Raw genomic sequence first — 25,417 nt, 5'->3', positions numbered from 1 at the left:
ACGACCCGGTCGTGATGATCGAGGCGTACCGCCAGCTCGCCGCCCAGTGCGACTATCCGCTCCACCTCGGGGTGACGGAGGCGGGTCCGGCCTTCCAGGGGACGATCAAGTCGGCGGTGGCGTTCGGGGCGTTGCTCTCCGAGGGGATCGGGGACACCATCCGGGTCTCGCTGAGCGCGCCGCCCGCCGAGGAGGTGAAGGTCGGCAACCAGATCCTGGAGTCGCTGAACCTCAGGCAGCGCGGTCTGGAGATCGTCTCCTGTCCGTCCTGCGGCCGGGCCCAGGTGGACGTCTACAAGCTGGCCGAAGAGGTCACGGCCGGTCTCACCGGCATGGAGGTCCCCCTCCGCGTCGCCGTCATGGGCTGTGTCGTGAACGGCCCCGGCGAGGCGCGCGAGGCGGATCTGGGGGTCGCCTCCGGCAACGGCAAGGGGCAGATCTTCGTCAAGGGCGAGGTCGTCAAGACCGTCCCCGAGTCGAAGATCGTGGAGACCCTGATCGAGGAGGCGATGAAGATCGCCGAACAGCTTGAGCAGGACGGCGTCGCGGCGGGGGAGCCGGCCGTCACCGTGAGTTGAAGAGCACGGACCGAAGGGGGCCCGACGTGACGATCCTGGAGAACATCCGGCAGCCGCGCGACCTGAAGGCGCTGTCCGAGCCGGAACTCGGCCGACTGTCCGAAGAGATCAGGGAGTTCCTGGTGCACGCGGTCGCCAGGACCGGGGGACACCTCGGCCCCAATCTGGGGGTGGTGGAACTGACCGTCGCGCTCCACCGGGTCTTCGAGTCCCCGAGAGACCGCATCCTCTGGGACACCGGCCACCAGAGCTATGTCCACAAGCTTCTGACAGGGCGTCAGGACTTCTCCAAGCTGCGCGGCAAGGGCGGCCTGTCGGGCTATCCCTCCCGCGAGGAGTCCGAGCACGACGTCATCGAGAACAGCCACGCCTCCACCGCGCTGGGCTGGGCCGACGGCCTCGCCAAGGCCCGCCAGGTGCAGGGCGAGAAGGGCCATGTGGTCGCCGTCGTCGGCGACGGCGCCCTCACCGGCGGCATGGCCTGGGAGGCGCTGAACAACATCGCCGCCGCCAAGGACCGGCCGCTGATCGTCGTCGTCAACGACAACGAGCGCTCCTACGCGCCGACCATCGGCGGGCTCGCCAACCATCTGGCCACCCTGCGCACCACCGACGGCTACGAGAAGGTCCTCGCCTGGGGCAAGGACGTCCTGCTGCGCACCCCGGTGGTGGGCCACACCGTCTACGAGTCCCTGCACGGCGCCAAGAAGGGTTTCAAGGACGCCTTCGCGCCGCAGGGCATGTTCGAGGACCTCGGGCTGAAGTACGTCGGCCCGATCGACGGGCACGACCTCAGGGCCGTCGAGTCCGCGCTGCGCCGCGCCAAGCGTTTCCACGGGCCGGTGCTGGTGCACTGCCTGACCGAGAAGGGCCGCGGCTACGAGCCGGCGCTCGCGCACGAGGAGGACCACTTCCACACCGTCGGGGTGATGGACCCGCTGACCTGCGCGCCGCTCGCCCCGTCCGGCGGGCCGTCGTGGACGTCGGTGTTCGGCGACGAGATCGTCCGGATCGGCGAGGAGCGCGACGATGTCGTGGCGATCACGGCGGCCATGCTGCACCCGGTGGGCCTCGGCGCCTTCGCCGAACGGTTCCCGGACCGGGTGTGGGACGTCGGGATCGCCGAACAGCACGCGGCCGTCAGCGCGGCCGGCCTCGCCACCGGCGGGCTGCACCCGGTCGTCGCCGTCTACGCCACCTTCCTCAACCGGGCCTTCGACCAACTGCTGATGGACGTGGCGCTGCACCGGTGCGGGGTGACGTTCGTGCTGGACCGGGCCGGTGTCACCGGCGCCGACGGGGCCTCGCACAACGGCATGTGGGACATGTCCGTCCTCCAGGTCGTCCCCGGCCTGCGGATCGCCGCCCCGCGTGACGCCGAGCAACTGCGCGCCCAGTTGCGGGAGGCGGTCGCCGTGGACGACGCGCCGACGCTGGTCCGTTTCCCGAAGGAGTCGGTCGGACCGGAGATCCCGGCGGTCGGCCGGGTGGGCGGCATGGACGTCCTGCACCGCTCCGACACCACCGGGACGCCGGACGTCCTGCTGGTGGCCGTCGGCGTGATGGCCCCCGTCTGCCTCCAGGCCGCCGAACTGCTCCGGGCACGCGGCATCGGCTGCACGGTCGTGGACCCGCGCTGGGTCAAACCCGTCGACCCGGCGCTGCCCCGACTGGCCGCCGGACACCGGCTGGTGGCCGTCGTCGAGGACAACAGCCGTGCCGCCGGGGTCGGTTCGGCGGTGGCCCTGGCCCTGGGCGACGCCGAAGTGGACGTGCCGGTACGGCGGTTCGGCATCCCGGAGCAGTTCCTCGCGCACGCCAAGCGCGCGGAGGTGCTCGCGGACATCGGCCTCACGCCGGTGGAGGTCGCGGGCCGGATCAGCGCGAGCCTGGCGGTCAAGGAAGCGGGCGGCGGAGCAGGCGGAGTCGAGAAGGCCGAGGAGAAGGACGTATGACCAAGGAGTTCGACCTCGGCGCCCTCCTGGCCGAGCGCGGAGCCGAGCGCTACGAGCTGCACACCCGGTACCTCAACCACCAGCTCCCGCGCATGCTGCACACCATCGGCTTCGACAAGGTCTACGAGCGGGCCGAGGGCGCCCACTTCTGGGACGCGGACGGCAACGACTACCTGGACATGCTCGCCGGGTTCGGGGTGATGGGCCTGGGCCGCCACCACCCCGTGGTCCGCAAGGCGCTGCACGACGTCCTCGACGCCTCGCTCGCCGACCTGACCCGCTTCGACTGCCAGCCGCTGCCCGGACTGCTCGCCGAACGGCTGCTGGCCCACAGCCCGCATCTGGACCGGGTGTTCTTCGGCAACAGCGGCACCGAGGCCGTCGAGACCGCGCTGAAGTTCGCCCGGCGCGCCACCGGCCGGCCCAGGATCCTCTACTGCGACCACGCCTTCCACGGTCTGACCACCGGCTCGCTGTCGGTCAACGGCGAGGACGGCTTCCGCGACGGCTTTGGACCGCTGCTGCCCGACACGGCCGTCCCCCTCGGTGATCTCGACGCCCTGGCACGGGAGTTGAAGAAGGGCGACGTGGCCGCGCTGATCGTCGAGCCGATCCAGGGCAAGGGCGTCCACGAGGCGCCGCCCGGCTATCTGCGCGCCGCGCAGGACCTGCTGCACCGGCACAAGGCGCTGCTGATCGCCGACGAGGTGCAGACCGGCCTCGGCCGTACCGGGGACTTCTACGCCTACCAGCACGAGGACGGCGTCGAACCCGACCTGGTCTGCGTCGCCAAGGCGCTCTCCGGCGGCTATGTGCCGGTGGGGGCCACCCTCGGCCGGGACTGGATCTTCAAGAAGGTGTACGCGTCGATCGACCGGGTGCTCGTCCACTCGGCGAGCTTCGGCTCCAACGCGCAGGCGATGGCGGCCGGGCTCGCGGTCCTGTCCGTGCTGGAGAACGAGCAGATCGTCGCCAACGCCCGGGTCACCGGCGACCTCCTGCGCTCGCGACTGTCGGCGCTGACCGGGAAGTACGAGCTGCTCGCCGACGTCCGGGGCCGGGGCCTGATGATCGGCATCGAGTTCGGCAGGCCCCGCTCGCTGGGGCTGCGCAGCCGGTGGGCGATGCTCCAGACCGCCCGCAAGGGGCTGTTCGCGCAGATGGTGGTCGTCCCGCTGCTCCAGCGGCACAGGATCCTCACCCAGGTCTCCGGCGACCGTCTGGAGGTCATCAAGCTGATCCCGCCGCTGGTCGTCGACGAAGGGGACGTGGACCGGTTCGTCACGGCCTTCACCGAGGTGATGGACGACGCCCACAGCGGGAACGGGCTGATGTGGGACTTCGGCAGGACCCTGATCAAGCAGGCGGTGGCCAACCGGTAGCCGCCCCCTCGGCTTTTTGCCTCTGAGGCAAGAAATTTGCCGCAGAGGCAAAACTCGGGCTGAATGGACGTATGAGTTCGCCCGACGCGTCTCCTCCGGACGCGCTCCCCGCCGACGCGCTGCCCGCCGTGGCGCCGCAGCTACGGTCCCTGCGCCGCCGGGCCGGTCTCACGCTGGAGGCCGCCGCCCGGTCCGCCTCGATGTCACCGGCCCATCTGTCCCGGCTGGAGACGGGCCGCCGCCAGCCCTCGCTGCCGATGCTGCTCGCGCTCGCCCGCGTCTACGGTACGACGGTCTCGGAGCTGCTCGGGGAACGGGTCGCCGACCAGGACGCCGTCGTCCGCGCCGCGGACATGGAACCGACCCGGGCCGGCGGCTGGACCTACTGGCAGTCCGGCGCGCCCGGCCGGGGGATGCAGGCCCTGCGGGTGCGTGTGCCGCACGGCTCGCAGGGCGACATCGTGCGCGTCCACCCGGGGGAGGAGTGGCTGCACGTCCTGCGGGGGCGGCTGCGGCTGCGCCTCGGGGACACCGCGCATCTGCTCGGGCCGGGGGACAGCGCGCACTTCGACTCGCTGACCCCGCACCGTCTCGCCGCCGAGGACTCCGACGGCGTCGACCTGCTGTTCGTCCACACCCTGTTGCAGAGCCCCACGGCCACGCTGTGCCTGGGGCCCGCCCCTGGAGACCTTGGAGAGACACCATGAGCGACACGGAGGAACGGCTGCCGCGCGGCATCTGGATCCGGCTGATCATCTACATCGCGGTGGGGCACGTCCTCGCGGCGTTCATCTGGCTGCTGTTCGAGGTCGGGGCCAACCAGTAGGGGGTCCGCCGCCGCCGGTGGTCAGTCGAGCAGGCGCTCGCGCAGCAGCTCCCGGGTCGCGGCGGTGAGCCCGAGGCCCTGTTCCAGATAGGTGTCGACCCCGCCCCAGGTCGCCTCGACGGTGTCGAACGCCGCCGCGAGATACTCCGCGCGGGCGTCGAAGAGCGGGCTGAGCAGCTCCATCACCTCGGGGGTGTAGGCCGAGGACGCGGAGCCGCTGCGGTGCACCTTGTAGCGGCGGTGCTTGGCGTTGGACTCCAGGTAGTCGCCGACGATCGCGTCGCGCTCCACGCCGACGGCGAGCAGCGTCACCGCCACCGACAGACCCGCGCGGTCCTTGCCGGCCGCGCAGTGCATCAGGGCCGGGACGCTGTCCTCCGCGAGCGCGTGCAGCACCCGGGAGTGCTCGGCCGTGCGCTCGACGACGATCGTGCGGTAGGACGCGATCATGCGGTCCGCGGCCTTGCCGTCGCCGAGGATCCCGCGGAGCTGGTCGAGATCGCCGTCGCGGACCATCTTCCAGAACTCCGCGCCGTCCGCCGGATCCGACAGCGGCAGATTCACATTGCGCACACCCGGCAGCTCGACGTCCGGGCCCTCCAGCTTCTGGTCCGCCGCGTTGCGGAAGTCGAAGATCGTGTGCAGGCCCAGGGAGGCGAGGAACGCCGAGTCCTCCTCGGTCGCGTGCGCGAGGTGACCGCTGCGGAACAGCACGCCGTGCCGCACCCGCCGTCCGTCCACCGTCGGCAGACCGCCCACGTCACGGAAATTGCGCACACCGGCCAGCTCGGGCTCGGTCGACGGGATCTGCTGCGTCACGGGGGCTCCCTCCCGGTCGGGCGCCGCCGGCGCGGCTCGTGATGGCCGACGGGACCTTCATGACCATACGACATGGATTCCCCGGGCAACGGGTTGGCCAGGGGCGTTGCCATGACATCGTCACGCATTCGATTATGTTGATCCTTGATCGCACCTGTTCGAATCAGTGGGGGTTTTTGATGCCCGAGACCGCGAAGCCCGAGACCGCGAAGCCCGGGGTCACGAGGTCCGGTGCCGTGCGGCCCGAGACCGCCGCGGACGGCCGCACCTGGCTCCTCTCGGGGCCCACCAGCAGCTACGCCCTCCACCTCACCGGCTCCGACGAACTGATCCATCTGCACTGGGGCCCGCGGATCGCGCTCGCCGACGCCGAGGCCCTCGCCGCCGTACCGCTCCAGGGCCGTGCCTCCTTCGAGTCCCACCTCGACGGCCGTGAGGAGTACCCGGTCGAGGGCGGCCCCCGCTTCGTACGGCCCGCCCTGTCCGTGCGCACGGCCGGACGGCGCGGCACCGAGTGGACCTTCGAGGGCCATGACACCGCGGGCGAGGCGGGCGACGAACTGCGGCTGCGCTTCCGGGACGGCGGCCTGTCGGTCACCCTGCACTACCGGATGCGCGGCGACGTCGTGGAACGCTGGGCGACCCTGCGCAACGACGGCGGCGCACCCCAGGAACTGCTGCGCGCCGACTCCGCCACCTGGACCCTGCCCGAGCGCGACGGCTGGCGGCTGTCCCAGCTCCACGGCCGCTGGGCCGCCGAGTCCCGGCTGGTCCGGGCCCCGCTCACCTACGGCGAGAAGGTCATCGGCAGCCGCCGCGGTCACACCGGCCACCAGCATCTGCCCTGGGTGGCGCTCGACACCGACGCCACCGAGGAGCGCGGCGAGGTCTACGGCTGTGCCCTCGGCTGGTCCGGCTCCTGGCGCATCGCCGTCGCACAACTCCCGGACGCGCGCGTGCAGATCACCGGCGGCGCCGGCCACGACGACTCCGGCCTGCTGTCGCTCGCCGCGGGGGAGTCCTTCACCACGCCCCTCTTCGCGGGGCTGTGGAGCGACGGCGGCTTCGGCGGCGCCAGCCGCACCTGGCACGCCTACCAGCGCGCCCATGTCGTCCCGGACGCGGAGCGGGACCGTCCGGTGCTGTTCAACTCCTGGGAGGCCACCTTCTTCGACATCTCCGAGGAGCAGCAGGCCGCCCTGGCCCGGCGCGCCGCGGAGATCGGCGTGGAGCTGTTCGTCGTCGACGACGGCTGGTTCGGGGCCCGCACCAGCGACCGGGCCGGGCTCGGCGACTGGCGGCCCAACCCCGAGCGCTTCCCGCACGGCCTCAAGCCGCTCGCCGACCGGGTGCATGCCCTCGGCATGCGGTTCGGGATCTGGGTCGAGCCCGAGATGGTCAACCCGGACAGCGATCTGTACCGGGCGCACCCCGACTGGGTGCAGTTCCAACCGGGACGAAAGCGGACGGAGTTCCGCAATCAGCTCATGCTGAACCTCGCCCGCGAGGACGTCCAGGAATACCTGTGGGACCAGCTCGACGGACTGCTCTCCAGCGCGCCCATCGACTATGTGAAGTGGGACTTCAACCGCTGCTTCACCGACGCGGGCTGGCCGGACGACCCCTATCCGCAGCGCCTGTGGGTCGACCACGTCAGGGCGCTGTACGCCCTGCTCGACCGGCTGCGGGCCGCCCACCCCGGGGTCGCCTTCGAGTCCTGCTCGGGCGGCGGCGGGCGGATCGACCTCGGGATCATGAGCCGTACCGACCAGGTGTGGACCTCCGACAACACCGACCCGCTGGACCGGCTCGGCATCCAGCACGGCTTCAGCCAGATCCACCCCGCCCGGGTGATGGCCGCCTGGGTCACCGACAGCCCCAACGCCCAGCTCAACGGCCGGGTCAGCTCTCTGCGGTTCCGGTTCGTGAGCGCCATGGCCGGGGTGCTCGGGATCGGCGGGGACCTCTCCGAGTGGAGCGCGGAGGAGCTGGCCGAGGCCCGGCGCTGGGTGGACCTCTACAAGGAGATCAGGCCCGTCGTGCAGCGGGGCGACCTGTACCGGCTGCGCCCGCCGACGGGCGGACTCAGTGCCGTGCAGTACGTGCGCGGCGACGAGAGCGTCGTCCTCGCCTGGCTCCAGGCGCAGCGCTACGGCGAACCCGTCCCGGCGCTGCGGCTGCGCGGACTCGACCCGGCAGCGACGTACGAATGCCGCGAAACGGGCGAAGTGCACCGAGGTGCGGTGCTGCTGCACCACGGACTGCGGACCGGGCTGAGCGGTGACCTCGATGCGGCGGTTATCCGACTGCGTCGCATCTAGGCGTTCTGTCCGAATTGAAATCCTTCATTCCAACTCGCTCTGGAATAAAGGAACCTGGAGCACTGTCACGTGAGCAGCGTCATACCGTGACCGTGCGTCGCCCGTCATGTTCACGTAATTCACATGCTTTTCCAGGGTGTTAAGGGAAAAAGGGGCCATTCGAAACACGGAGTGTCACCGGGAAATATCCCTGCGGATCAAGAGAAATGCGTCAACGGCACAACCTCTGCTTGTCCCTGTGCGTCGCGGTCGCCTACGTTCCAGACCAATCCGGACGGACGCCTCATCCTGCCGCCGTCCGGGGACCGCACACTCACCCGTGCACGGCAGGAGCGGGGGACCCACAGGCACAACCGCCTGTTCCGGTCCCGGAACAGGCTTGGGGTAAAGCCGTGCCTCGGCACGGCCGGACATCTCCAGTCCGCACCCGACAGCTCACCTCGCAGGCGCCGGAGAGGAATGCGCCATGCCCGCGAAGGGTAAGCACCGCCGTCCGAAGTCCCAGCGATTCACCCGCTCCATCGCCGCCGCCGGAACCGGCGGAGCCGCTCTCGCCCTCCCGCTCCTGGGGGCCACGGGTGCCCACGCGGCCCCCACCCAGTCCGCCTCGGCGTCCGTTCCGGAACAGGCCGTGGCGAAGACCGTGGAACGGGTCGCGGAGAAGACCGCGCAGGCGGCTCCGGTGGCACACAAGTCGGGCAAGTCGGGCGCGAAGCACAGCACGTACACCGTCCGCTCCGGCGACTACCTCTCGCGGATCGCCGACGAGCAGGGTGTCGACGGCGGCTGGCAGCGGCTGTACCAGGACAACCGGCGGGCCGTCGGCGACAACCCCTCGCTGATCCACCCGGGCCTGAAGCTGTCGATCGGCAAGAAGGCCGCGTCCTCCGCCCCCACCACCGCGCCCAAGTCGTCCGAGGCGCGTGGGTCGGCGCAGTCGGCCGAGCCCGTGCAGCCCTCGAAGCCGGCGCAGAAGTCGCAGCCCGCGCAGTCCTCGTCGTCCGCCGGCTCCTCGGACTCCCAGGCGTCGGCCTCGCAGCCGAGCACCCCGGCCGCCGAGAACTCCACCACCGCCTCCTCCGGGTTCAGCCTGCCGGTGGCCGGCGCCACGGTCGGTACGCCGTACCGGATGTCGGGCAGCATGTGGTCCAGCGGCTACCACACCGGTGTCGACTTCGTCGTCCCGACGGGCACCTCCCTCAAGGCCGTCGCGGCGGGCACCGTCGTCTCCGCCGGCTGGGGCGGCGCGTACGGCAACCAGGTCGTCATCAAGCTGAACGACGGCCACTACGCCCAGTACGCCCACCTGTCCTCGCTCTCCGTCTCGGCCGGCCAGACCGTGACCGCGGGCCAGCAGGTCGGCCTCTCGGGTGCCACCGGCAACGTGACCGGACCGCACCTGCACTTCGAGATCCGCACCACGCCGAACTACGGCTCGGACGTGGACCCGGTCGCCTACCTCCGCTCGCACGGAGTCTCGGTCGGCTGACCGGTCGACCGCCCCCGCACCAGCGCTTCCCGAGGCGCCCTGACAGGCCCTGACGCGCCGTCGAAGGCCGGACCCCGCTCCCGGGGTCCGGCCTTCGACGTACCGCGGGACGTTATTCCCCGGTTGGCCAACTCTTTAGGAGTGGCTTATCTCACCGTCCGTCAACCCCTGCCTACGGTCGCGTAAGTCACATTAGAAGGTGAATCATGATCTGCCGTGGCAGACGATTCGAAGAATGACAACAGATCAGTGATCGGGTCGTACGTGGCGGTGGGGGACAGCTTCACCGAGGGCGTCGGCGACCCTGGCCCCGACGGGGCGTTCGTCGGCTGGGCCGACCGGTTCGCGGTACTCCTCGCGGACCGCCGACCCGAGGGCGACTTCCGATACGCGAACCTGGCCGTGCGCGGCAAGCTGCTCGACCAGATCATGGAGGACCAGCTTCCGCAGGCCGTGGACCTCGCGCCCGACCTCGTGTCCTTCTGCGCCGGCGGCAACGACATCCTGCGGCCCGGCACCGACCCCGACGAGGTCGCCGAGCGCTTCGAGCGGGCGGTCGCGGCACTCACCGCCGTGTCCGGCACGGTCCTGGTGACCACCGGCTTCGACACCCGTGGCGTCCCCGTGCTCAAGCATCTGCGCGGCAAGATCGCCACCTACAACGGGCACGTCCGCGCCGTCGCCGACCGCTACGGCTGCCCGGTGCTCGACCTGTGGTCCCTGCGGTCCGTGCAGGACCGCCGGGCCTGGGACGGCGACCGACTCCATCTCTCCCCGGAGGGCCACACGCGTGTGGCGCTGCGCGCCGGGCAGGTCCTCGGCCTGGAGGTGCCGGCCGACCCGGAGCAGCCCTGGCCGCAGCTCCCGCCGCGCGGCACCCTCGAGATCCGCCGGGACGACGTCCACTGGGCGCGCGAGTACCTGGTGCCGTGGATCGGACGGCGGCTGCGCGGGGAGTCCTCGGGCGACCATGTGACCGCCAAGGGCACGCTCTCCCCCGACGACATCCGGACCCGGATCTCGGCGGTGGCGTGACCGAGCGGGACGGGGCGGCCGGCCGGCGCCGTAGGTACGACGAGTACGACCGGCCGCTCCACCAGTGAGGTGATCGGACGGGAGTGGTGCGCGGGCGCGCGCGGGTCCGGGTGCTGGGATGACCGCACATCACCCGCCCCGTCCGCCCCTCCGAAGGACCGGTTCCGTATGCGCCCCACCCGTACGCCCGTCGCCGCGGCCCTCGTCACCCTCCTCGCCCTAGGGCTGCCGGCCGTCACCGCGCCCGTCGCCGCCGCCTCGCCCGCCCGGCCCGCCGCCGCGCGCGTCGACCCCGCCCCCGCCACCATCACCGTGACCGGCGAGGGCAGCGCCACCGCCCCGCCCGACGTCGCGGTCGTCGCCGTGGCCGTGGAGGCGACCGGCGCCACCTCGCAGGCCGCGCTCGACGCGCAGAACACCGCGGCCGGCGCCCTGCTGACCGCCGTCCGCGCCCAGGGCGTCGCCGAACGGGACGTCCGCACGGACACCATCTCCCTCCAGCCCGTCTACGACACGGAGGGCGGCAGCACCCGGCTCAAGGGCTACCAGGCCGCCCAGTCCTTCTCCGTGAAGGTCCGTGAGGTGGAGCGGACCGGGGCCGTCCTCCAGTCGATCACCGACGCCACCGGCGACGCGGGCCGGATCAACGCCGTCGCCTTCGAGGTCTCCGACCCGGTCCCGCTCCAGGCCCGCGCCCGCGAGGCCGCCCACGACGACGCCCGCGCCAAGGCCGAGCAGCTCGCCCGCCTCAGCGGCCATGAACTGGGCCGCCTGGTCTCCCTCAGCGAGGACTCCGCCGGCTACCCGCGCCCCACCGCGCAGTTCGCGGACGCGGCGGGCGCGGCCGTACCGACCGCCCCCGGCGAGATCCGCGCGACGGCGACGGTCACGGCCGTCTACGAGGTGTCCTGACCCCTGGTCCGCAGCCGGGCCCCCGGCCCGACGCCGCCCTCGGTGGGCGGCTCGGCCGGGGGCTCTCTGCGTGTCCGACCGCTCAACGTCTCGGGGGACAGGGAGAGTTCCCGGGCCAGGGCCTCGTCCACCCACGCCTGGGCCCGGGTGCGGGACAGGGTGCCGCCGTAGGACGTGAGCTGGACGGCGAGGCCGTCGAGCAGGGCGGTCAGCCGCAGGGCCGTGCCCGACGGGTCGGGGCAGTGGAACTCCCGCGCGGCCACGCCCTCCGCTATCACCTCGGTGAGCGCGGCCTTCCACGCGAGGTCGAGATCACGGGCGACCTCCCGCAGCGCGGGCTCGCGCAGGGCCACCGCCCAGCCCTCGATCCACAGCCGCCAGCCCTTGGCCTGGCCGGTCGGGGCGTACCAGCGAACCGCCGAGCGCAGCCGGCGCAGCGCGGTCGTACGGCGGCCGAGCAGCTTGCGCAGCCGGGCCAGATCGTCCTCGGCGGCGCGCGCGAAGGCGGCGGCGACGAGCTGTTCCTTGGTCGAGAAGTGGTAGAGCACCAGCGCGTTGCTCACACCGAGGGCCGCGGCCACGTCGGCGATCCTGACGGCCGCCACGCCCCGCGCCTCGATCTGCCCGATGGCGGCCCGCAGCAGCTCCTCGCGCCGCTCGGCCACGCTCAACCGCACCCTCGCCACGCGGTCACCCTACACAGCGGCCATGACCTGCCCGGATGCCCTGTCCTCAGGCGCCGAACCGCTCCGTCACGGCCGTCAGCCGCTGCCCGGCGATCGCGTGCGCCGCCGCCCGCAGGGTCGTACCGTCCGCCTCCGCGCGCGTGAGCACCAGGTCCACCAGGGTCCGCATCGCGCCGCGCGTGTACGCGAACGCCTCGTCCGCGTCCGCGCCGATGTCGCCGAACAGCGTCCACCACCACCAGGCGTTGGTCCCGGAGTTCACCACGACGTCCGGCAGCACCCGCACCCCGCGCGCGTGCAGCAGCGCCTCCGCCTCCGGCAGGACCGGCATGTTCGCCGCCTCGGCGATCCACCGGACCCCGGCCCCGATCCGCGCCTGCTCCTCGACCCCGACGGCGTACGACACGGCGGCCGGCACCAGCACCTCCGCCGCCACCGACAGCCAGGCGTCCCCCGGCAGCTCACGGTCGGCGGGGCGCAGCGCCGCGCGGTCCACGGTGCCGTGCCCGTCCCGCGCGGCGAGCAGCGCCTCCACGTCGAGCCCCGACGGGTTGACGATCGTCCCCTTGACGTCGGCGACCGCCACGACCGGCAGACCCGCGCGCGTGAGGAAGCGCGCGGTGGCCCCGCCCATGGTGCCCAGCCCCTGGAGCGCCACACGCGTCCCCGTGTACGGCACCCCGGCCCGGTCCAGGGCGGTCAGCACCGACTCGGCGACCCCGCAGCCGCCGACCAGCTCGTCCAGGCCGATGCCGTCCACCTCGACCGCGAAGGCGTCCGCGAGCCGCGCGCGGGCCGCGGTCTCGTCGTCCAGCAGCGGGTACACGGCCTGCACGGAGGAGACGAGGCCCGCCTCGGCGGCCGCCCGGTCCACCAGGTCCTGGCTCAGCCCCAGGTCCTCCCCGGTGGTCCAGCAGCTCTCCACGTACGGCCGCACCGCGCGCAGATAGCGCACCAGCACCCCGTACGCCTCCGGGTCCCGGGGATCGCAGTCGATCCCGCCCTTGGCCCCGCCCAGGGGGACGTAACGGGCCCGCGGGTCGTAGTGCAGGGCCTCCTTGAGGCTCATGCCGCGGGCGAGGCCGGTGACCTCGTCCAGGGTGCAGCCGTCCCGCATCCGCAGCCCGCCGCTGCACACCCCGCGCACCAGCCGGTCGACGACCAGGAAACCGCGGCGGCCGGTGACGCCGTCGGTCCAGGTCAGGGAGAGGCAGGGGGCGGCGGCCGCGGGGAGCGGGGTGGTCATCGGGACTCCTCGACCGGAGGTGACGCTGAACGGTGGGTCAGTATCGGAAGCCGGGCGGGAACCTGTCAACGCGGGGCGGAGGGGTGCCGGCGGGTCGTCGGCGGGTCGTCGGTAGGCCGTCGGCGGGCCGCCGTGACCGGGACGCGGGGGCGTTGTCGGAGGGGGCGACCATAATGGAATGCCTCAGCGACTCCACCTGGAGGTACCGTGTCCGGTTTCCGTTCCCTGAGCTCCGGGCTCCGCGCCGTGCAGCCCGCGGCCTTCGGCGCGGACCCGAGCGGTGAGCGCATGGCGCGCATCCGCAGATCGCCCCACTTCAAGGACGGCGTCTTCCAGAACCCCGGCGGTCCCGCGCGGACCCGCCCCTCGGGCTCGGCGCTCGACTTCGCCAAGGTCTTCTTCGACAAGGAGCAGCGGCCCCGCCGCGCCCCCGCGGGCACGGTCCCGGTGCACGCCACCACCCTCGCCGACCTGGCCCGCCCGGCCGCCACGGGTCTGCGGCTGACCTGGATGGGGCACTCCAGCGTGCTCGCCGAGATCGACGGGCGGCGGGTGCTCTTCGACCCGGTCTGGGGCGAGCGCTGCTCCCCCTTCGCCTTCGTCGGCCCCAAGCGGCTGCATCCGGTCCCGCTGCCGATCGCCGCGCTCGGCCCGGTCGACGTCGTCGTCATCTCGCACGACCACTACGACCATCTGGACCTGCCCACGATCAAGGCGCTGGCCGGCACCGACACCCTGTTCGCCGTGCCGCTGGGCGTCGGCGCCCATCTGGAGCACTGGGGCGTCTCCGCCGACCGGCTGCGCGAGCTGGACTGGCACGAGGCGACCGAGATCGGCGGGCTCACGCTCACCGCGACACCGGCCCGCCACTTCTGCGGGCGCGGCCTGCGCAACACCCAGCACACGCTGTGGGCGTCCTGGGTCGTGGAGGGCGAGCGGCACCGGATCTACCACAGCGGCGACACCGGCTACTTCGACGGCTTCAAGGAGATCGGCGCCGACCACGGCCCCTTCGACGCCACGATGATCCAGATCGGCGCGTACTCGGACTTCTGGCCCGACATCCACATGACGCCCGAGGAGGGCGTGCGGGCCCATCTCGATCTCCAGGGCGGCGAGCCGGCGGGCGTGCTGCTGCCGATCCACTGGGCCACCTTCAACCTCGCCACGCACGCGTGGACGGATCCGGGCGAGGGCACCCTCGCCTCCGCGCGCGCGGTGGGCGCGCCCGTCGCGCTGCCGCGGCCGGGCGAGCCGTTCGAGCCGGGCGGGGAGAGCGTCCCGGACCGGCCGTGGTGGCGGGACGCCGCGCACGCCCCGGCGGGCGGCTGGCCGTCGGACGCGGTGGCGGAGGACTCGCCAGCGAAGGCCAAAGCCAATACCGAGAGTGACATCGAGAAGGGCGCACCGGGCGACGGCGAGGCACCGGAGGTCGTCCCGGCGGGCTGAACGGGATCGAGTGGCGTACGGCGGTGAGGGCCGGGGAGTCGAGGACTCCCCGGCCCTCCTGTTCGTTCGGGAGCGGCTCCGACCAGGTCTGATCGGTTTCTGTCCGAGGCTGGCGCGTGATGCCGTTCCGGTATCGGTCTGCCGTGCGAAGCCTCATACCAGAGCGGGACCCTCCGCGGGGGACTTTGTCAACTGCCCACCGCACCTGATGCGTTGACGACTACTGTGAGTGTCCGTCGGGCGACGTCGGGCCGAATTCTTCGGCTCGCGCGACCGACACCGCGATGGCGCACGCCCGGGCCGCGCACCCTGCGCGAGCCACCAGGCCCGACGGACCCAGTACGAGGACACCGATGTCTCACCTCCGCGCACCGGCCGCACGCGCAGACCGCCGTGAGGGCGGACGGCACGGGCGGCCCGCCGCCCGCACCGCACCCGCGACGGCCGAGACACACATACGGCCTCAGCTCCTGCGGCTCGCCGTGCTGCCGCCGACCGCAGTCGCCCTGAGCGCCTCCGCGGCCGTGCTGTTCACCGTGCGCTCCACCGGCGCCCGCCCCAGCGTCACCCTGTGGGCGGTCCTGGCCGGTGCGGTCGCGGTGACCGGCGTCGGCATCGTGGTCGCCGCCGTGGCCGCCGACCGGGCCGCCCGCGCCGTCAGCGACCGCGTCGCCGCGCTGCGCCGGCACAGCGCCCGCGGCGAGGCCGATCTGCGCGCGCTCACCGAGGCCCTGCGCCGCGGCGAGGCACCGCCCCAGCGCAAGACGCGCGGCGGGCCGCCCGACGACGCCGACGAGTTCGAACTCCTCGCCGCCGACCTCGCCCGCGCGCACGACGGGGCCGTCGGGGCGGTCGTCCAGGCGTCCCAGCTCTCCAGCCAGACCGGCAGCGAACAGAAGCTGGAGGTCTTCGTCAACCTCGCGCGACGGCTCCAGTCGCTCGTCCACCGCGAGATCTCCCTCCTCGACGAGCTGGAGAACGAGATCGAGGACCCGGCCCTGCTCAAGGGGCTGTTCCACGTCGACCACCTCGCCACCCGGATCCGCCGCCACGCCGAGAACCTCGCCGTGCTCGGCGGGGCCGTCTCCCGGCGGCAGTGGAGCAACCCCGTCTCCATGACCGAGGTGCTGCGCTCCGCCATCGCCGAGGTCGAGCAGTACTCCCGGGTACGGCTGGTGCCGCCGATCGACGGCGAACTGCGCGGGCACGCCGTCGCCGACGTCATCCATCTGCTCGCCGAACTCGTCGAGAACGCCACGGTGTTCTCCGCCCCGCACACCCAGGTGCTGCTGCGCGCCAACCTCGTCACCTCCGGGCTCGCCGTCGAGGTCGAGGACCGCGGGCTCGGCATGCCCGTCGACGAACAGAGCCGGATGAACGCCCTGCTCGCCGACCCCGACCAGGTCAACGTCGGCCGGCTCCTCGCCGACGGGCGCATCGGCCTGTTCGTCGTCTCCCAGCTCGCCCGCCGCCACGGCATCCGGGTCCGGCTCCAGGGCAACATCTACGGCGGGGTCCAGGCGGTCCTCGTCGTACCGCAGGCCCTGCTGGGCGGCTCGGCGCCGGGGCAGTTGCCGGGCCCGTCGGCCGAGACGCCGGCGCACGGGGTGCGGTCGGCGTCGCCCGGTACCGGGCTCGACGTCGTCCCCCGGCGCGGGGCGGGCGTGAACGGAACCGGCCCGGCAGCCTCCCCCGCGGTGCAGGAGCGGCCCACGCTCCCGGCCCCGCACGAGCCCCGGCTGCCCCGCCGGGACCGGTCGGCGACGGCCTCACCCGCCACACCGGCCGCGCAGGACGTCCCCGACGCACGTGTCCCTGACGGAGGCGGGCCCGTCTCCGGACGGCCCGCCGAAGACGGCCGCCCGGGGCCGTCCGACGCGTCACCGGAGCCGACGCGGCACGACCCGGCGGCCACGCACCAGCGCGGGGCGGCCCCGCTGCCGGTCCGGGGCGCGCACGAGGAACGGGCCAACCCGGCCGAGGCCGTCCCCGGCATCCGGCCCGGCGACCGGGCCGTCGTGGAGGGCAACGCGGGCACCGTGCCCGTCCCGCGCAGCGGTGCCGTCCGGGGCACCATGGGCAAGCCCTCGCTGCCCCGCCGTCGCGCCCAGGAGCACATCGTGCCCCAGTTGCGCGGCGGCCCGGCCCCGCGCAGCGACAACGAGGAACCCGCCGGCCACGACCCCGGCCTGATGGCCGCCTTCCAACGAGGCATCGGCCTCGCGGAGGCCCAGCAGAGCCTGGAGGCGGAGGACCTCGAACCGGGCGCCGAGGAATCGGAACCCCTGCCGTCCTGGGAGCCCCTGGAACGCAGCCCGTACCCGGTGTCCGGCGCCCTGGAAGCGGCGTTGCGCACAGCCTCGAACCCGGCCCCCGAGACGGAGTTCGCCCCGACCGACCCCGACAGCTCACCGGAAACCCGGCCTGCCATCTCGTCCTGGTCCGGCGGTCTGGCGGAGACCTCCCTCACGGGTCGACCCGCCGGCCTGACCGAGACCGGGGGTTCGACCGAGCCGGGGCCAGCCGACTCGCCGTGGTCCGGCACCCTGGGGGAGACCTCGACCAGTGGGCGGTCCGTGGCGGGAGACCCGACCGAGGCCAGGCGCGCCGACTCGCCCTCGGCCGAGACCCGGTCTGCCGGCTCGTCCTGGGCGACCGGCCCCTCCGGGACTGCGTCCGCGGGGCAGTCCGACAGTCAGTCCCAGGCCGGGAACTCGGCCGAGGCTCCGTCTGCCCACCGGTCGGCCGGCTCCTCCTGGGCCACCGGCTCCGCCGAGACGCCGTCCGCAGGGCGGCCCGTCGGATCGTCTTCCGCCGATGGCTCGACCGATGCCCGGCTCACCGGCTCGTCCTGGGCCGACAGTCCGGGTTCGGCCGCGCCCATGGGTGGGTCCACCGACGCGCCCCCCGGCACCCCCGCCGGGACTCCGCCCGCGGAGCGCGCCGTCTCCTTGTCGTCCTGGGCGGTCACCCCGGCTGGGGCTTCGCCCGCCTCGCCCACCGAGGTTCCGTCCGCCGACGGGTCGTCCGGCAGCTCCCCCTGGGCCGGGGACTCGGCCCGGACGCCCTCCTCGGGTACGGGGTGGCCCACCGGCCAGTTGTCCGGTGACGGGGGCTCGCCCCTGCCCCGAAGGGCCACCCCCGACCGCCCCGCGAGCCCGGCCCGGCGGCCCCTCGCCTTCGGGACCCCCGCCCCGTTCACGCCCCGGCTCCAGGGGGCCGGTGGTGAGGGGGCGGGGGCCATATCCGAGGCGACGAGTCCGCCCCTGGCCGCACCGGGTCACGGTGCCGGCAGTGACCACCACACCCCCCGGCACGACGGGAGCGCGTCCTCCGGATGATCAGCGCGATCACGCCCACCACCGCTTCCGCCGGCCTTCGTACCCCAAGGAGTCGATCCACCATGGCGAGCGACGCGCCGACCGGCCAGGTTTCCGATCTCGACTGGCTGATGAGCGGCCTCGTGCAGCGCGTACCGCACACCACGAGCGCCGTGCTGCTGTCCAGCGACGGACTCGTGAAGTCGGTCCACGGCCTCGACCCCGACAGCGCCGACCACATGGCCGCCCTGGCCTCCGGTCTGTACTCCCTCGGCCGCAGCGCCGGAGTCAGGTTCGGGGACGGCGGGGACGTCCGGCAGGTCGTCGTCGAACTCGACGCGACCCTGCTGTTCGTCACCACCGCCGGCTCCGGCACCTGTCTCGCCGTGCTGGCCGGCCGCGAGGCCGACGCCGCCGTACTCGGCTATGAGATGTCGATGCTGGTCAAGAGCGTGCGGCCGTACCTGATGACCGCGCCCCGGCAGCACGCCGTCGAACAGTCGGTGACGGGACCTTGAGGGTGGCGGCGGCCGGCGACGGGCCCTGGCTCGACGACGCGGCCGGACGGCTCGTGCGCCCGTTCACGGTCAGCAACGGCCGTACCGAGCCGAGCGTCGTCCTCGACCTGATGTCCCAGGTGATGGCCACCGGCGTGACCCCCTTCGGCTATCTGGGCCCCGAGCACGCGCAGGCCCTCGACCTGTGCCGGGCCCCGGTCCCGGTCGCCGAGGTGTCCGCCCACCTGAAGCTGCCGGCGGTGGTCACCAAGGTGCTGCTGTCGGATCTGGTGGACTGCGGGGCGCTGACCACCAAGCCCCCCGAGTTCCACCACAACCCCACCGACCGGGCCCTACTGGAGGCAGTGCTCGATGGATTACGACGACAGCTCTGAGAGCGGCGGGTACGACGCCTACGACCACGACGACGGCCCCGACCCCTTCCCGACCGCACTGAAGATCCTGGTCGCGGGCGGGTTCGGGGTCGGCAAGACGACGTTCGTCGGAGCCGTGAGCGAGATCGCGCCGCTCAGTACCGAGGAGCTGCTCACCACGGTCAGCGCCGCGACCGACAACCTCGACGGCATCGAGAACAAGGTCGAGACGACCGTCGCCATGGACTTCGGCCGGATCACCCTGGACGCGCAGCACGTGCTGTACCTGTTCGGGACCCCGGGACAGGAGCGCTTCTGGTTCATGTGGGACGAACTCTCCGAGGGCGCCCTCGGCGCGGTCATCCTCGCCGACACCCGCCGCCTGGAGGAGTGCTTCGCGGCCGTCGACTTCTTCGAGGAACGCGGCCTCGGATTCATCGTGGCCGTCAACGAGTTCGACGGCGCCCACCGCTACGACCCCGAGGAGGTACGGGCCGCCATCGACCTGGACCCGGCGATCCCCGTCGTCCGCTGCGACGCCCGGATCTCCGCGTCCAGCGTGCAGACCCTGCTCACCCTCGTCCGGCACCTCATCGCCCACGCCCCCGCGGCCCCCCAGCCGAGCCGCGGCGCCCACATGTGACACCCCGCCCGAGCCGCCGCCCCCCGCCGTACACCCGCCCCCGACCCACCGGAGCCGCACATGCCACACGTCCACAGCGACGGAGGCCGGCCATGAGCTACGACCCGCCACGCCCGGCCGGTCGTCTGCTGCTCACCCCGCAGGACGGCGAGGCTCCCGCCCGCACCCTGAGGCTGCGCCGACTCGGCCTCGGGCAGCAGCCGGAACCCGCGCTCGACGCCTTCGCGGACCGGCTCGCCGAGCTGACCGGCACGCCGTACGCGATGGTCAACTTCCTCGACGGGGAACGGCAGTTCTTCGCCGGACTGCACACCCCCGAAGGGGGCCGCGCCGCCCGCGGCGGCAAACCCGCGGTGGGCCGCCGGCTGCCCCGCGAGTACGGCTACTGCCCGCACGTCGTCGTCCGGCGCAGGGCGCTCGCCCTGGAGGACGTCGGCGACTACCCGCGGTTCGCCTGCAATCCGCTCGTCGACGAGTACGGCATCCGCTCCTACCTCGGCGCCCCGCTCACCGACTCCACCGGCATGGTCCTCGGCACGGTGTGCGTCGCCGACCTCGCGCCCCGGCCCTGGGGGAAGGCCGGCCTGGAGACCATCAAGTCGACGGCCGCCGACCTCGCCGTACGGCTGGAGGCGCGCACGCTGCTGTAGTGGACCGGGCCCGGAGAGGGCCGGACGGGTGATTAAGGAAAGCTGACGCGGCGCTTAAGAAAAGCTCGATGGACCGGGTGCGCGGAATACGGCAGATTGCTGTCCGAATCCTCACCCCTCCCCGGACGCGGGGCGCCTCGGCCTGCCCGCGCCCGGGACCTCACCCCACGGGAGCCACAGCTTGAAGGCGCTGGTCAAGGAGAAGGCGGAGCCCGGGCTGTGGCTCACGGACGTCCCGGAGCCCGTCATCGGCCCCGGCGACGTACTGATCAAGGTCCTGCGGACCGGCATCTGCGGCACCGACCTGCACATCCGGGCCTGGGACGGCTGGGCGCGGCAGACGATCCGCACCCCCCTCGTCCTCGGGCACGAGTTCGTCGGCGAGGTCGTGGAGACCGGCCGGGACGTCGCCGACATCGCCGTCGGCGACCGGGTGAGCGGCGAGGGGCACCTCGTCTGCGGCAAGTGCCGCAACTGTCTCGCCGGGCGCCGCCATCTGTGCCGGGCCACGGTCGGGCTCGGGGTCGGGCGCGACGGGGCGTTCGCCGAGTACGTCGCGCTGCCCGCCTCCAACGTGTGGGTGCACCGGGTCCCCGTCGACCTCGACATCGCGGCGATCTTCGACCCGTTCGGCAACGCCGTGCACACCGCGCTGTCCTTCCCGCTGGTCGGCGAGGACGTGCTGATCACCGGCGCCGGGCCGATCGGCCTGATGGCCGCCGCCGTCGCCCGGCACGCCGGCGCCCGGCACGTCATGATCACCGACGTGAGCGAGGAGCGGCTGGAGCTGGCCCGCAAGATCGGTGTCAGCCTCGCCCTGAACGTGGCCCGGACGCCCATCGCCGACGGCCAGCGCGAACTGGGCCTGCGCGAGGGCTTCGACATCGGCCTGGAGATGTCCGGCCGCCCCGAGGCCATGCGCGACATGATCGCCAACATGACGCACGGCGGCCGGATCGCCATGCTCGGCCTGCCCGCCGAGGAGTTCCCGGTCGACTGGGCCCGGATCGTCACCTCGATGATCACCGTCAAGGGCATCTACGGCCGCGAGATGTTCGAGACCTGGTACGCCATGTCGGTGCTGCTCGAAGGCGGCCTCGACCTCGCCCCCGTGATCACCGGCCGCTACGGCCACCGCGACTTCGAGGCGGCCTTCGAGGACGCCGCGAGCGGCAGGGGCGGCAAGGTCATCCTGGACTGGACGGCGTAACTCCCCTTCCCGCGCAGCACCTTAGGAGCTTCCCATGTTCGAATCCGTACGCGACGACCTGCGGACCACCCTCGACGAGATCCGCGCCGCCGGACTGCACAAGCCCGAACGCGTCATCGGCACCCCGCAGTCCGCGACCGTCGCCGTCACCGCGGGCGGCCGCCCCGGCGAGGTCCTCAACTTCTGCGCCAACAACTACCTGGGCCTCGCCGACCACCCCGAGGTGATCGCGGCCGCCCACGAGGCCCTGGACCGCTGGGGCTACGGCATGGCGTCCGTGCGCTTCATCTGCGGCACGCAGGAGGTGCACAAGGAGCTGGAGGCGCGGCTGTCCGCGTTCCTCGGCCAGGAGGACACCATCCTGTACTCCTCCTGCTTCGACGCCAACGGCGGTGTCTTCGAGACCCTGCTCGGCCCCGAGGACGCGGTGATCTCCGACGCCCTCAACCACGCCTCGATCATCGACGGCATCCGGCTGTCCAAGGCCCGCCGCATGCGGTACGCCAACCGTGATCTGGAGGACCTGGAGCGGCAGTTGAAGGAGGCGTCGGACGCCCGCCGCCGCCTCATCGTCACCGACGGCGTCTTCTCCATGGACGGCTATGTGGCGCCGCTGCGCGAGATCTGCGACCTCGCCGACCGCTACGACGCGATGGTCATGGTCGACGACTCGCACGCCGTCGGCTTCGTCGGCCCCGGCGGCCGCGGCACCCCCGAACTGCACGGTGTGATGGACCGGGTGGACATCATCACCGGCACCCTCGGCAAGGCGCTCGGCGGCGCCTCCGGCGGCTATGTCGCCGCCCGCGCCGAGATCGTCGCCCTGCTGCGCCAGCGGTCGCGTCCGTACCTGTTCTCCAACACGCTCGCCCCGGTGATCGCGGCCGCCTCCCTGAAGGTCATCGACCTGCTGGAGTCGGCGGACGACCTGCGGGTGCGGCTCGCCGAGAACACCGCGCTCTTCCGCCGCCGGATGACCGAGGAGGGCTTCGAGATCCTCCCCGGCGACCACGCCATCGCGCCCGTGATGATCGGCGACGCGGCGAAGGCGGGCCGGCTGGCGGAGCTGCTGCTGGAGCGCGGGGTGTACGTGATCGGCTTCTCCTACCCGGTCGTCCCGCAGGGCCAGGCCCGGATCCGGGTCCAGCTCTCCGCCGCGCACTCCACCGAGGACGTCCACCGCGCGGTGGACGCCTTCGTCGCGGCCCGCGCGGAACTGGAGGGCTGAGCGGAACTCGAGGGCTGAGCGGAGCCGGAGGGCTGCGCAGGGCCTACGGCCCACTGTGGTCCGTACGGCCCCGATAAATTGCGATAATCGATCCCATGATCGAAGCGCGGCGGCTCCACATCCTCCGTGCGGTGGCCGACCACCGCACCGTGACGGCGGCGGCCGCCGCGCTGTATCTCACCCCCTCCGCCGTCTCCCAGCAGCTCTCCGCCCTGGAGCAGGAGACCGGCCACCGCCTGGTCGAGCGCGGCGCCAAGGGCGTACGGCTCACCCCGGCCGGCGAGATCCTCCTCGCCCACACCCATGCCGTCCTCGCCCAGCTCGAACGGGCCGAGGCGGAACTGGCCGCCTACGGCTCCGGGGAGGCCGGCACGGTCACCGTCGCCGCCTTCGCCACCGGTATCGCCCTGGTCGTCGCGCCCGCGGTGGCCCGGCTCGCCCGCACCGCGCCCGGCATCAGGATCCGCGTCCAGGACGCCGAGGGCGACGCCAGCCTGCCGATGGTCCTCGACCGGCAGGTGGACGTCGCCGTCGCCGTCGAGTACCGGGGCGCCCCGGCCGCCGACGACCCCCGGCTCGCGCACATCCCGCTGTACGCCGAGCCGTTCGACGCCGTGGTCCCGGTCAGCCACCGTCTCGCCGACGCCCCCGAGGTGCCGCTCGCGGAGCTGGCCAAGGACCCGTGGATCGGCCCCTACCCCGGCAACCCCTGCCATGACGTGGTGGTCCTGGCCTGCGAGAACGCCGGATTCCTGCCCCGGCTCGAACACTCCTCGGACGACTTCCGCGCGGTCGTCGCCCTCGCCCGTGCCGACGCGGGTGTGGCGCTCGTGCCGCGCTCGGCGCTGCGCGGCATGGACCTCACCGGTGTCGTCGTACGCCCGATAGACGAGGCGGCCCCCACCCGCCGGGTCTTCGCCGCCGTACGGCGGGGCGCGGAGGAGCACCCCCTGATCCGGCCCGTCCTGGACGCTCTCGGCGAGGCCGCCGTGCTGTAAGACGCACGTAACACCCCCGTCGCACATCAGGGATAGCGTCCCGGATATGAGACACCCCGAGGGAGCGGTGGCTCCCGACGCCGTCGACGCCCGGCTCGCCGCCCGACTGGCCATCCTGCGCGCCGAACACGGCTGGTCCCTGGGCGAGGTGGCGGAGCGCAGCGGCATCAGCCGCTCCACCCTGTCCCGGGCCGAGCGCGCCGAGATCAGCCCCACCGCCGCCCTGCTCAACCGGCTCTGCCAGGTCTACGGACTGACCATGTCCCGGCTGCTCAGCGAGGTCGAGGGGGAGCCCGCGCCGCTGCTGCGCGCCACCGACCAGTCCGTCTGGCTGGACCGGACCTCCGGCTTCGAACGGCGCTCGGTGTCCCCGCCGCACCCCGCGCTGCGCGGCGAACTGGTCGAGGCGCGGCTCGCTCCGGGCGCCGACCTCGCCTACGACCGGCCGCCCGTGCCCGGCCTGGAACAGCACATCTGGGTCCTGGAGGGCGCCCTGGAGGTGACCGAGCGGGACGCCGCCCACCGGCTCGGCCCGGGCGACTGTCTGCGGCTGCGGGTGTGGGGGGCGACCCGGTTCCGGTGCCCGGGCGACACGGAGGCGCGGTACCTGCTGGCGGTGGTGCTGCCGTGACGACCGTCCGCCTCGACGCCGCCGGGCTCCTCGACCGGGCCGCCGATCTGGCCGGGCTGCTGGTCGACACCGTGCGCGGCGGCGCCTCGATCGGCTTCCTCGCGCCCCTCGACCACGCCGACGCCGTCCTGTGGTGGCGGGACCGGGCCCGTGCGGTGGCCGCCGGTGACCTCGCGGTCTGGACGGCCGAGGAGGGCGGCCGGGTCGTCGGCACGGTCGGCCTGTCCTTCCCGGACAAGCCCAACAGCCGCCACCGCGCCGAACTGGTCAAGCTGATGGTCCACGGCGACCTGCGCGGCAAGGGCCTCGGCCGCGGCCTCCTCGACACCGCCGAGCGGGCCGCCGTCGCCGCCGGGGTCACCCTGCTCCACCTGGACACCGAGACCGACAGCCCCGCCGAACGGCTCTACCGCGGCGCCGGCTGGACCCTGGCCGGGGTGATCCCCGACTACGCGGCGAGCCCGGACGGCGTCCTCCGGCCGACCAGCCTGTACTACAAGAGCGTCGCCCCGGGGTGACTGTCAGTGGCAGCCGCTACCGTGCGGAGCATGCCCGACGCAGAAGACGTACGCCGTGTCGCCCTCTCCCTGCCGGACACGACCGAGAAGACCGCCTGGAGCATGCCCACGTTCCGGGTCGCGGGGAAGATGTTCGCCACCCTGCCCGAGGACGAGACGTCCCTCGCGGTGCGCTGCCCCAAGGAGGAGCGCGACGAACTGGTGCTCGCCGAGCCCGAGAAGTTCTGGATCGCGGACCACGAGGCCCAGTTCGCCTGGGTCCGCGCCCGGCTCGCCGCCGTCGAGGACGAACGGGAACTGCGCGACATCCTCGCCGACTCCTGGCGCCAGGCGGCCCCGCCCCGCCTCCTGGAGTCCCACCCCGACCTGGGCCTGCCCGCCCCGGAGTGACCGCCCCTAAAACGGATGCGCGACCACCGACCCGAGTGCGGTATTGTTTCCCTGCACGTCCGGCCAGGGGAAACCCCAGGTCAGACGGGCAACGGGACGTGGCGCAGCTTGGTAGCGCACTTGACTGGGGGTCAAGGGGTCGCAGGTTCAAATCCTGTCGTCCCGACTTACGGAGACGTGAGTCGGAGGGCCGCACCGGAGGAATCCGGTGTGGCCCTCCGACGTTGCCGGGCGGCGGTCAAGACGGCCACGGCGCCCCG

The 25,417-nt window shown here is 73.0% G+C and carries 23 protein-coding genes, 1 tRNA gene, 1 pseudogene and 1 riboswitch; of the genes and pseudogenes, 22 read left to right on the top strand and 3 right to left on the bottom strand.

Annotated elements, in window-relative coordinates; genetic code table 11:
- The 5 genes from G6W55_RS17170 to G6W55_RS17150 form a co-directional block, all read left to right on the top strand.
- Window positions 1-578, top strand: a 578-nt coding sequence (locus G6W55_RS17170; protein ID WP_175521711.1) for a flavodoxin-dependent (E)-4-hydroxy-3-methylbut-2-enyl-diphosphate synthase, incomplete at its 5' end; no start/stop codon positions are given.
- 26 nt (window positions 579-604) lie between these two features.
- Window positions 605-2,533 (top strand): 1-deoxy-D-xylulose-5-phosphate synthase, encoded by a 1,929-nt coding sequence (gene dxs / locus G6W55_RS17165; RefSeq protein ID WP_175521710.1) that lies wholly within the window; start codon window positions 605-607, stop codon window positions 2,531-2,533.
- Window positions 2,530-3,915, top strand: a complete 1,386-nt coding sequence (locus G6W55_RS17160) for an aspartate aminotransferase family protein (protein ID WP_175521709.1) — start codon at window positions 2,530-2,532, stop codon at window positions 3,913-3,915. Before dxs ends, G6W55_RS17160 begins: the two co-directional genes overlap by 4 nt.
- Window positions 3,916-3,986: 71 nt before the next feature.
- Window positions 3,987-4,622: a helix-turn-helix domain-containing protein gene (locus G6W55_RS17155; RefSeq protein ID WP_175521708.1), complete on the top strand. Its 636-nt coding sequence runs from the start codon at window positions 3,987-3,989 to the stop codon at window positions 4,620-4,622.
- The gene (locus G6W55_RS17150; RefSeq protein ID WP_037875862.1) at window positions 4,619-4,741 is read left to right on the top strand and encodes a DUF6126 family protein; all 123 of its coding nucleotides are present in this window, start codon (window positions 4,619-4,621) and stop codon (window positions 4,739-4,741) included. Before G6W55_RS17155 ends, G6W55_RS17150 begins: the two co-directional genes overlap by 4 nt.
- Window positions 4,742-4,762: 21 nt before the next feature.
- Here the strand turns inward: G6W55_RS17150 and G6W55_RS17145 are convergent, their stop codons facing one another.
- Window positions 4,763-5,560: a tyrosine-protein phosphatase gene (locus G6W55_RS17145; RefSeq protein WP_175521707.1), complete on the bottom strand. Its 798-nt coding sequence runs from the start codon at window positions 5,558-5,560 to the stop codon at window positions 4,763-4,765.
- Window positions 5,561-5,739: 179 nt separating this feature from the next.
- On the opposite strand from G6W55_RS17145, the gene G6W55_RS17140 reads away from it, so the two are divergent.
- The 4 genes from G6W55_RS17140 (at window position 5,740) to G6W55_RS17125 (ending at window position 11,317) form a co-directional block, all read left to right on the top strand.
- Complete coding sequence (locus tag G6W55_RS17140; protein WP_175521706.1) at window positions 5,740-7,881, top strand: alpha-galactosidase; 2,142 nt, start codon at window positions 5,740-5,742, stop codon at window positions 7,879-7,881.
- A 304-nt stretch (window positions 7,882-8,185) separates the two neighbouring features.
- Window positions 8,186-8,343, top strand: a riboswitch (cyclic di-AMP (ydaO/yuaA leader).
- Between the two features lie 4 nt (window positions 8,344-8,347).
- Window positions 8,348-9,370: a M23 family metallopeptidase gene (locus tag G6W55_RS17135; RefSeq protein ID WP_175521705.1), complete on the top strand. Its 1,023-nt coding sequence runs from the start codon at window positions 8,348-8,350 to the stop codon at window positions 9,368-9,370.
- 249 nt (window positions 9,371-9,619) lie between these two features.
- On the top strand, window positions 9,620-10,405 hold the full coding sequence (locus G6W55_RS17130; protein ID WP_175521723.1) for an SGNH/GDSL hydrolase family protein: 786 nt from the start codon (window positions 9,620-9,622) through the stop codon (window positions 10,403-10,405).
- Window positions 10,406-10,573: 168 nt separating this feature from the next.
- Window positions 10,574-11,317 carry an SIMPL domain-containing protein gene (locus G6W55_RS17125; RefSeq protein WP_175521704.1) on the top strand — a complete coding sequence of 248 codons (744 nt, stop codon included), beginning with the start codon at window positions 10,574-10,576 and terminating at the stop codon, window positions 11,315-11,317.
- Here G6W55_RS17125 and G6W55_RS17120 read toward each other — a convergent pair.
- A complete protein-coding gene (locus tag G6W55_RS17120; protein WP_309243741.1) occupies window positions 11,302-12,003 on the bottom strand; it encodes a TetR family transcriptional regulator C-terminal domain-containing protein in 702 nt (233 codons plus the stop codon). The two genes, G6W55_RS17125 and G6W55_RS17120, sit on opposite strands and share 16 nt — an antisense overlap.
- A gap of 46 nt (window positions 12,004-12,049) precedes the next feature.
- Window positions 12,050-13,249: a Glu/Leu/Phe/Val dehydrogenase dimerization domain-containing protein gene (locus G6W55_RS17115; RefSeq protein ID WP_175521703.1), complete on the bottom strand. Its 1,200-nt coding sequence runs from the start codon at window positions 13,247-13,249 to the stop codon at window positions 12,050-12,052.
- Window positions 13,250-13,456: 207 nt separating this feature from the next.
- On the opposite strand from G6W55_RS17115, the gene G6W55_RS17110 reads away from it, so the two are divergent.
- The 13 genes and pseudogenes from G6W55_RS17110 to G6W55_RS17050 all read left to right on the top strand — a co-directional run bounded on the left by G6W55_RS17110 (window position 13,457) and on the right by G6W55_RS17050 (window position 25,323).
- Window positions 13,457-14,698 carry an MBL fold metallo-hydrolase gene (locus tag G6W55_RS17110; protein WP_175521702.1) on the top strand — a complete coding sequence of 414 codons (1,242 nt, stop codon included), beginning with the start codon at window positions 13,457-13,459 and terminating at the stop codon, window positions 14,696-14,698.
- Window positions 14,699-15,051: 353 nt separating this feature from the next.
- Window positions 15,052-16,962: pseudogene (locus G6W55_RS17105) on the top strand (ATP-binding protein); the annotation flags it as partial.
- Between the two features lie 1,139 nt (window positions 16,963-18,101).
- Window positions 18,102-18,536 (top strand): roadblock/LC7 domain-containing protein, encoded by a 435-nt coding sequence (locus tag G6W55_RS17100; RefSeq protein ID WP_030790766.1) that lies wholly within the window; start codon window positions 18,102-18,104, stop codon window positions 18,534-18,536.
- A gap of 2 nt (window positions 18,537-18,538) precedes the next feature.
- A complete protein-coding gene (locus G6W55_RS17095; protein WP_030790763.1) occupies window positions 18,539-18,910 on the top strand; it encodes a DUF742 domain-containing protein in 372 nt (123 codons plus the stop codon).
- Window positions 18,888-19,532, top strand: coding sequence for an ATP/GTP-binding protein (locus tag G6W55_RS17090; RefSeq protein WP_175521701.1), 645 nt, complete (start codon window positions 18,888-18,890; stop codon window positions 19,530-19,532). The genes G6W55_RS17095 and G6W55_RS17090 overlap by 23 nt, the downstream gene beginning before the upstream one ends.
- A 92-nt stretch (window positions 19,533-19,624) precedes the next feature.
- A complete protein-coding gene (locus G6W55_RS17085) occupies window positions 19,625-20,182 on the top strand; it encodes a GAF domain-containing protein (RefSeq protein ID WP_175521700.1) in 558 nt (185 codons plus the stop codon).
- 181 nt (window positions 20,183-20,363) lie between these two features.
- Window positions 20,364-21,392, top strand: a complete 1,029-nt coding sequence (gene tdh, locus G6W55_RS17080) for an L-threonine 3-dehydrogenase (RefSeq protein ID WP_175521699.1) — start codon at window positions 20,364-20,366, stop codon at window positions 21,390-21,392.
- Between the two features lie 34 nt (window positions 21,393-21,426).
- The gene (locus G6W55_RS17075) at window positions 21,427-22,620 is read left to right on the top strand and encodes a glycine C-acetyltransferase (protein ID WP_078636082.1); all 1,194 of its coding nucleotides are present in this window, start codon (window positions 21,427-21,429) and stop codon (window positions 22,618-22,620) included.
- A gap of 95 nt (window positions 22,621-22,715) precedes the next feature.
- The gene (locus tag G6W55_RS17070) at window positions 22,716-23,618 is read left to right on the top strand and encodes a LysR family transcriptional regulator (protein ID WP_078636083.1); all 903 of its coding nucleotides are present in this window, start codon (window positions 22,716-22,718) and stop codon (window positions 23,616-23,618) included.
- Between the two features lie 46 nt (window positions 23,619-23,664).
- Entirely contained in the window at window positions 23,665-24,249 is a 585-nt protein-coding gene (locus G6W55_RS17065) for a helix-turn-helix domain-containing protein (protein ID WP_085206952.1), read from the top strand.
- Complete coding sequence (locus G6W55_RS17060) at window positions 24,246-24,767, top strand: GNAT family N-acetyltransferase (RefSeq protein ID WP_175521698.1); 522 nt, start codon at window positions 24,246-24,248, stop codon at window positions 24,765-24,767. Before G6W55_RS17065 ends, G6W55_RS17060 begins: the two co-directional genes overlap by 4 nt.
- Before the next feature lie 30 nt (window positions 24,768-24,797).
- Window positions 24,798-25,157 carry an MmcQ/YjbR family DNA-binding protein gene (locus G6W55_RS17055; protein ID WP_175521697.1) on the top strand — a complete coding sequence of 120 codons (360 nt, stop codon included), beginning with the start codon at window positions 24,798-24,800 and terminating at the stop codon, window positions 25,155-25,157.
- 92 nt (window positions 25,158-25,249) lie between these two features.
- Window positions 25,250-25,323, top strand: a tRNA-Pro gene (locus tag G6W55_RS17050).
- Window positions 25,324-25,417 lie beyond the last annotated feature (94 nt).

The sequence above is a fragment of the Streptomyces sp. CAI-85 genome, from assembly GCF_013363615.1.
Lineage (GTDB): Bacteria > Actinomycetota > Actinomycetes > Streptomycetales > Streptomycetaceae > Streptomyces > Streptomyces antibioticus_B.
Note: the sequence above shows the minus strand (reverse complement) of the source record. Positions and strands in the feature narration are given on the sequence as shown.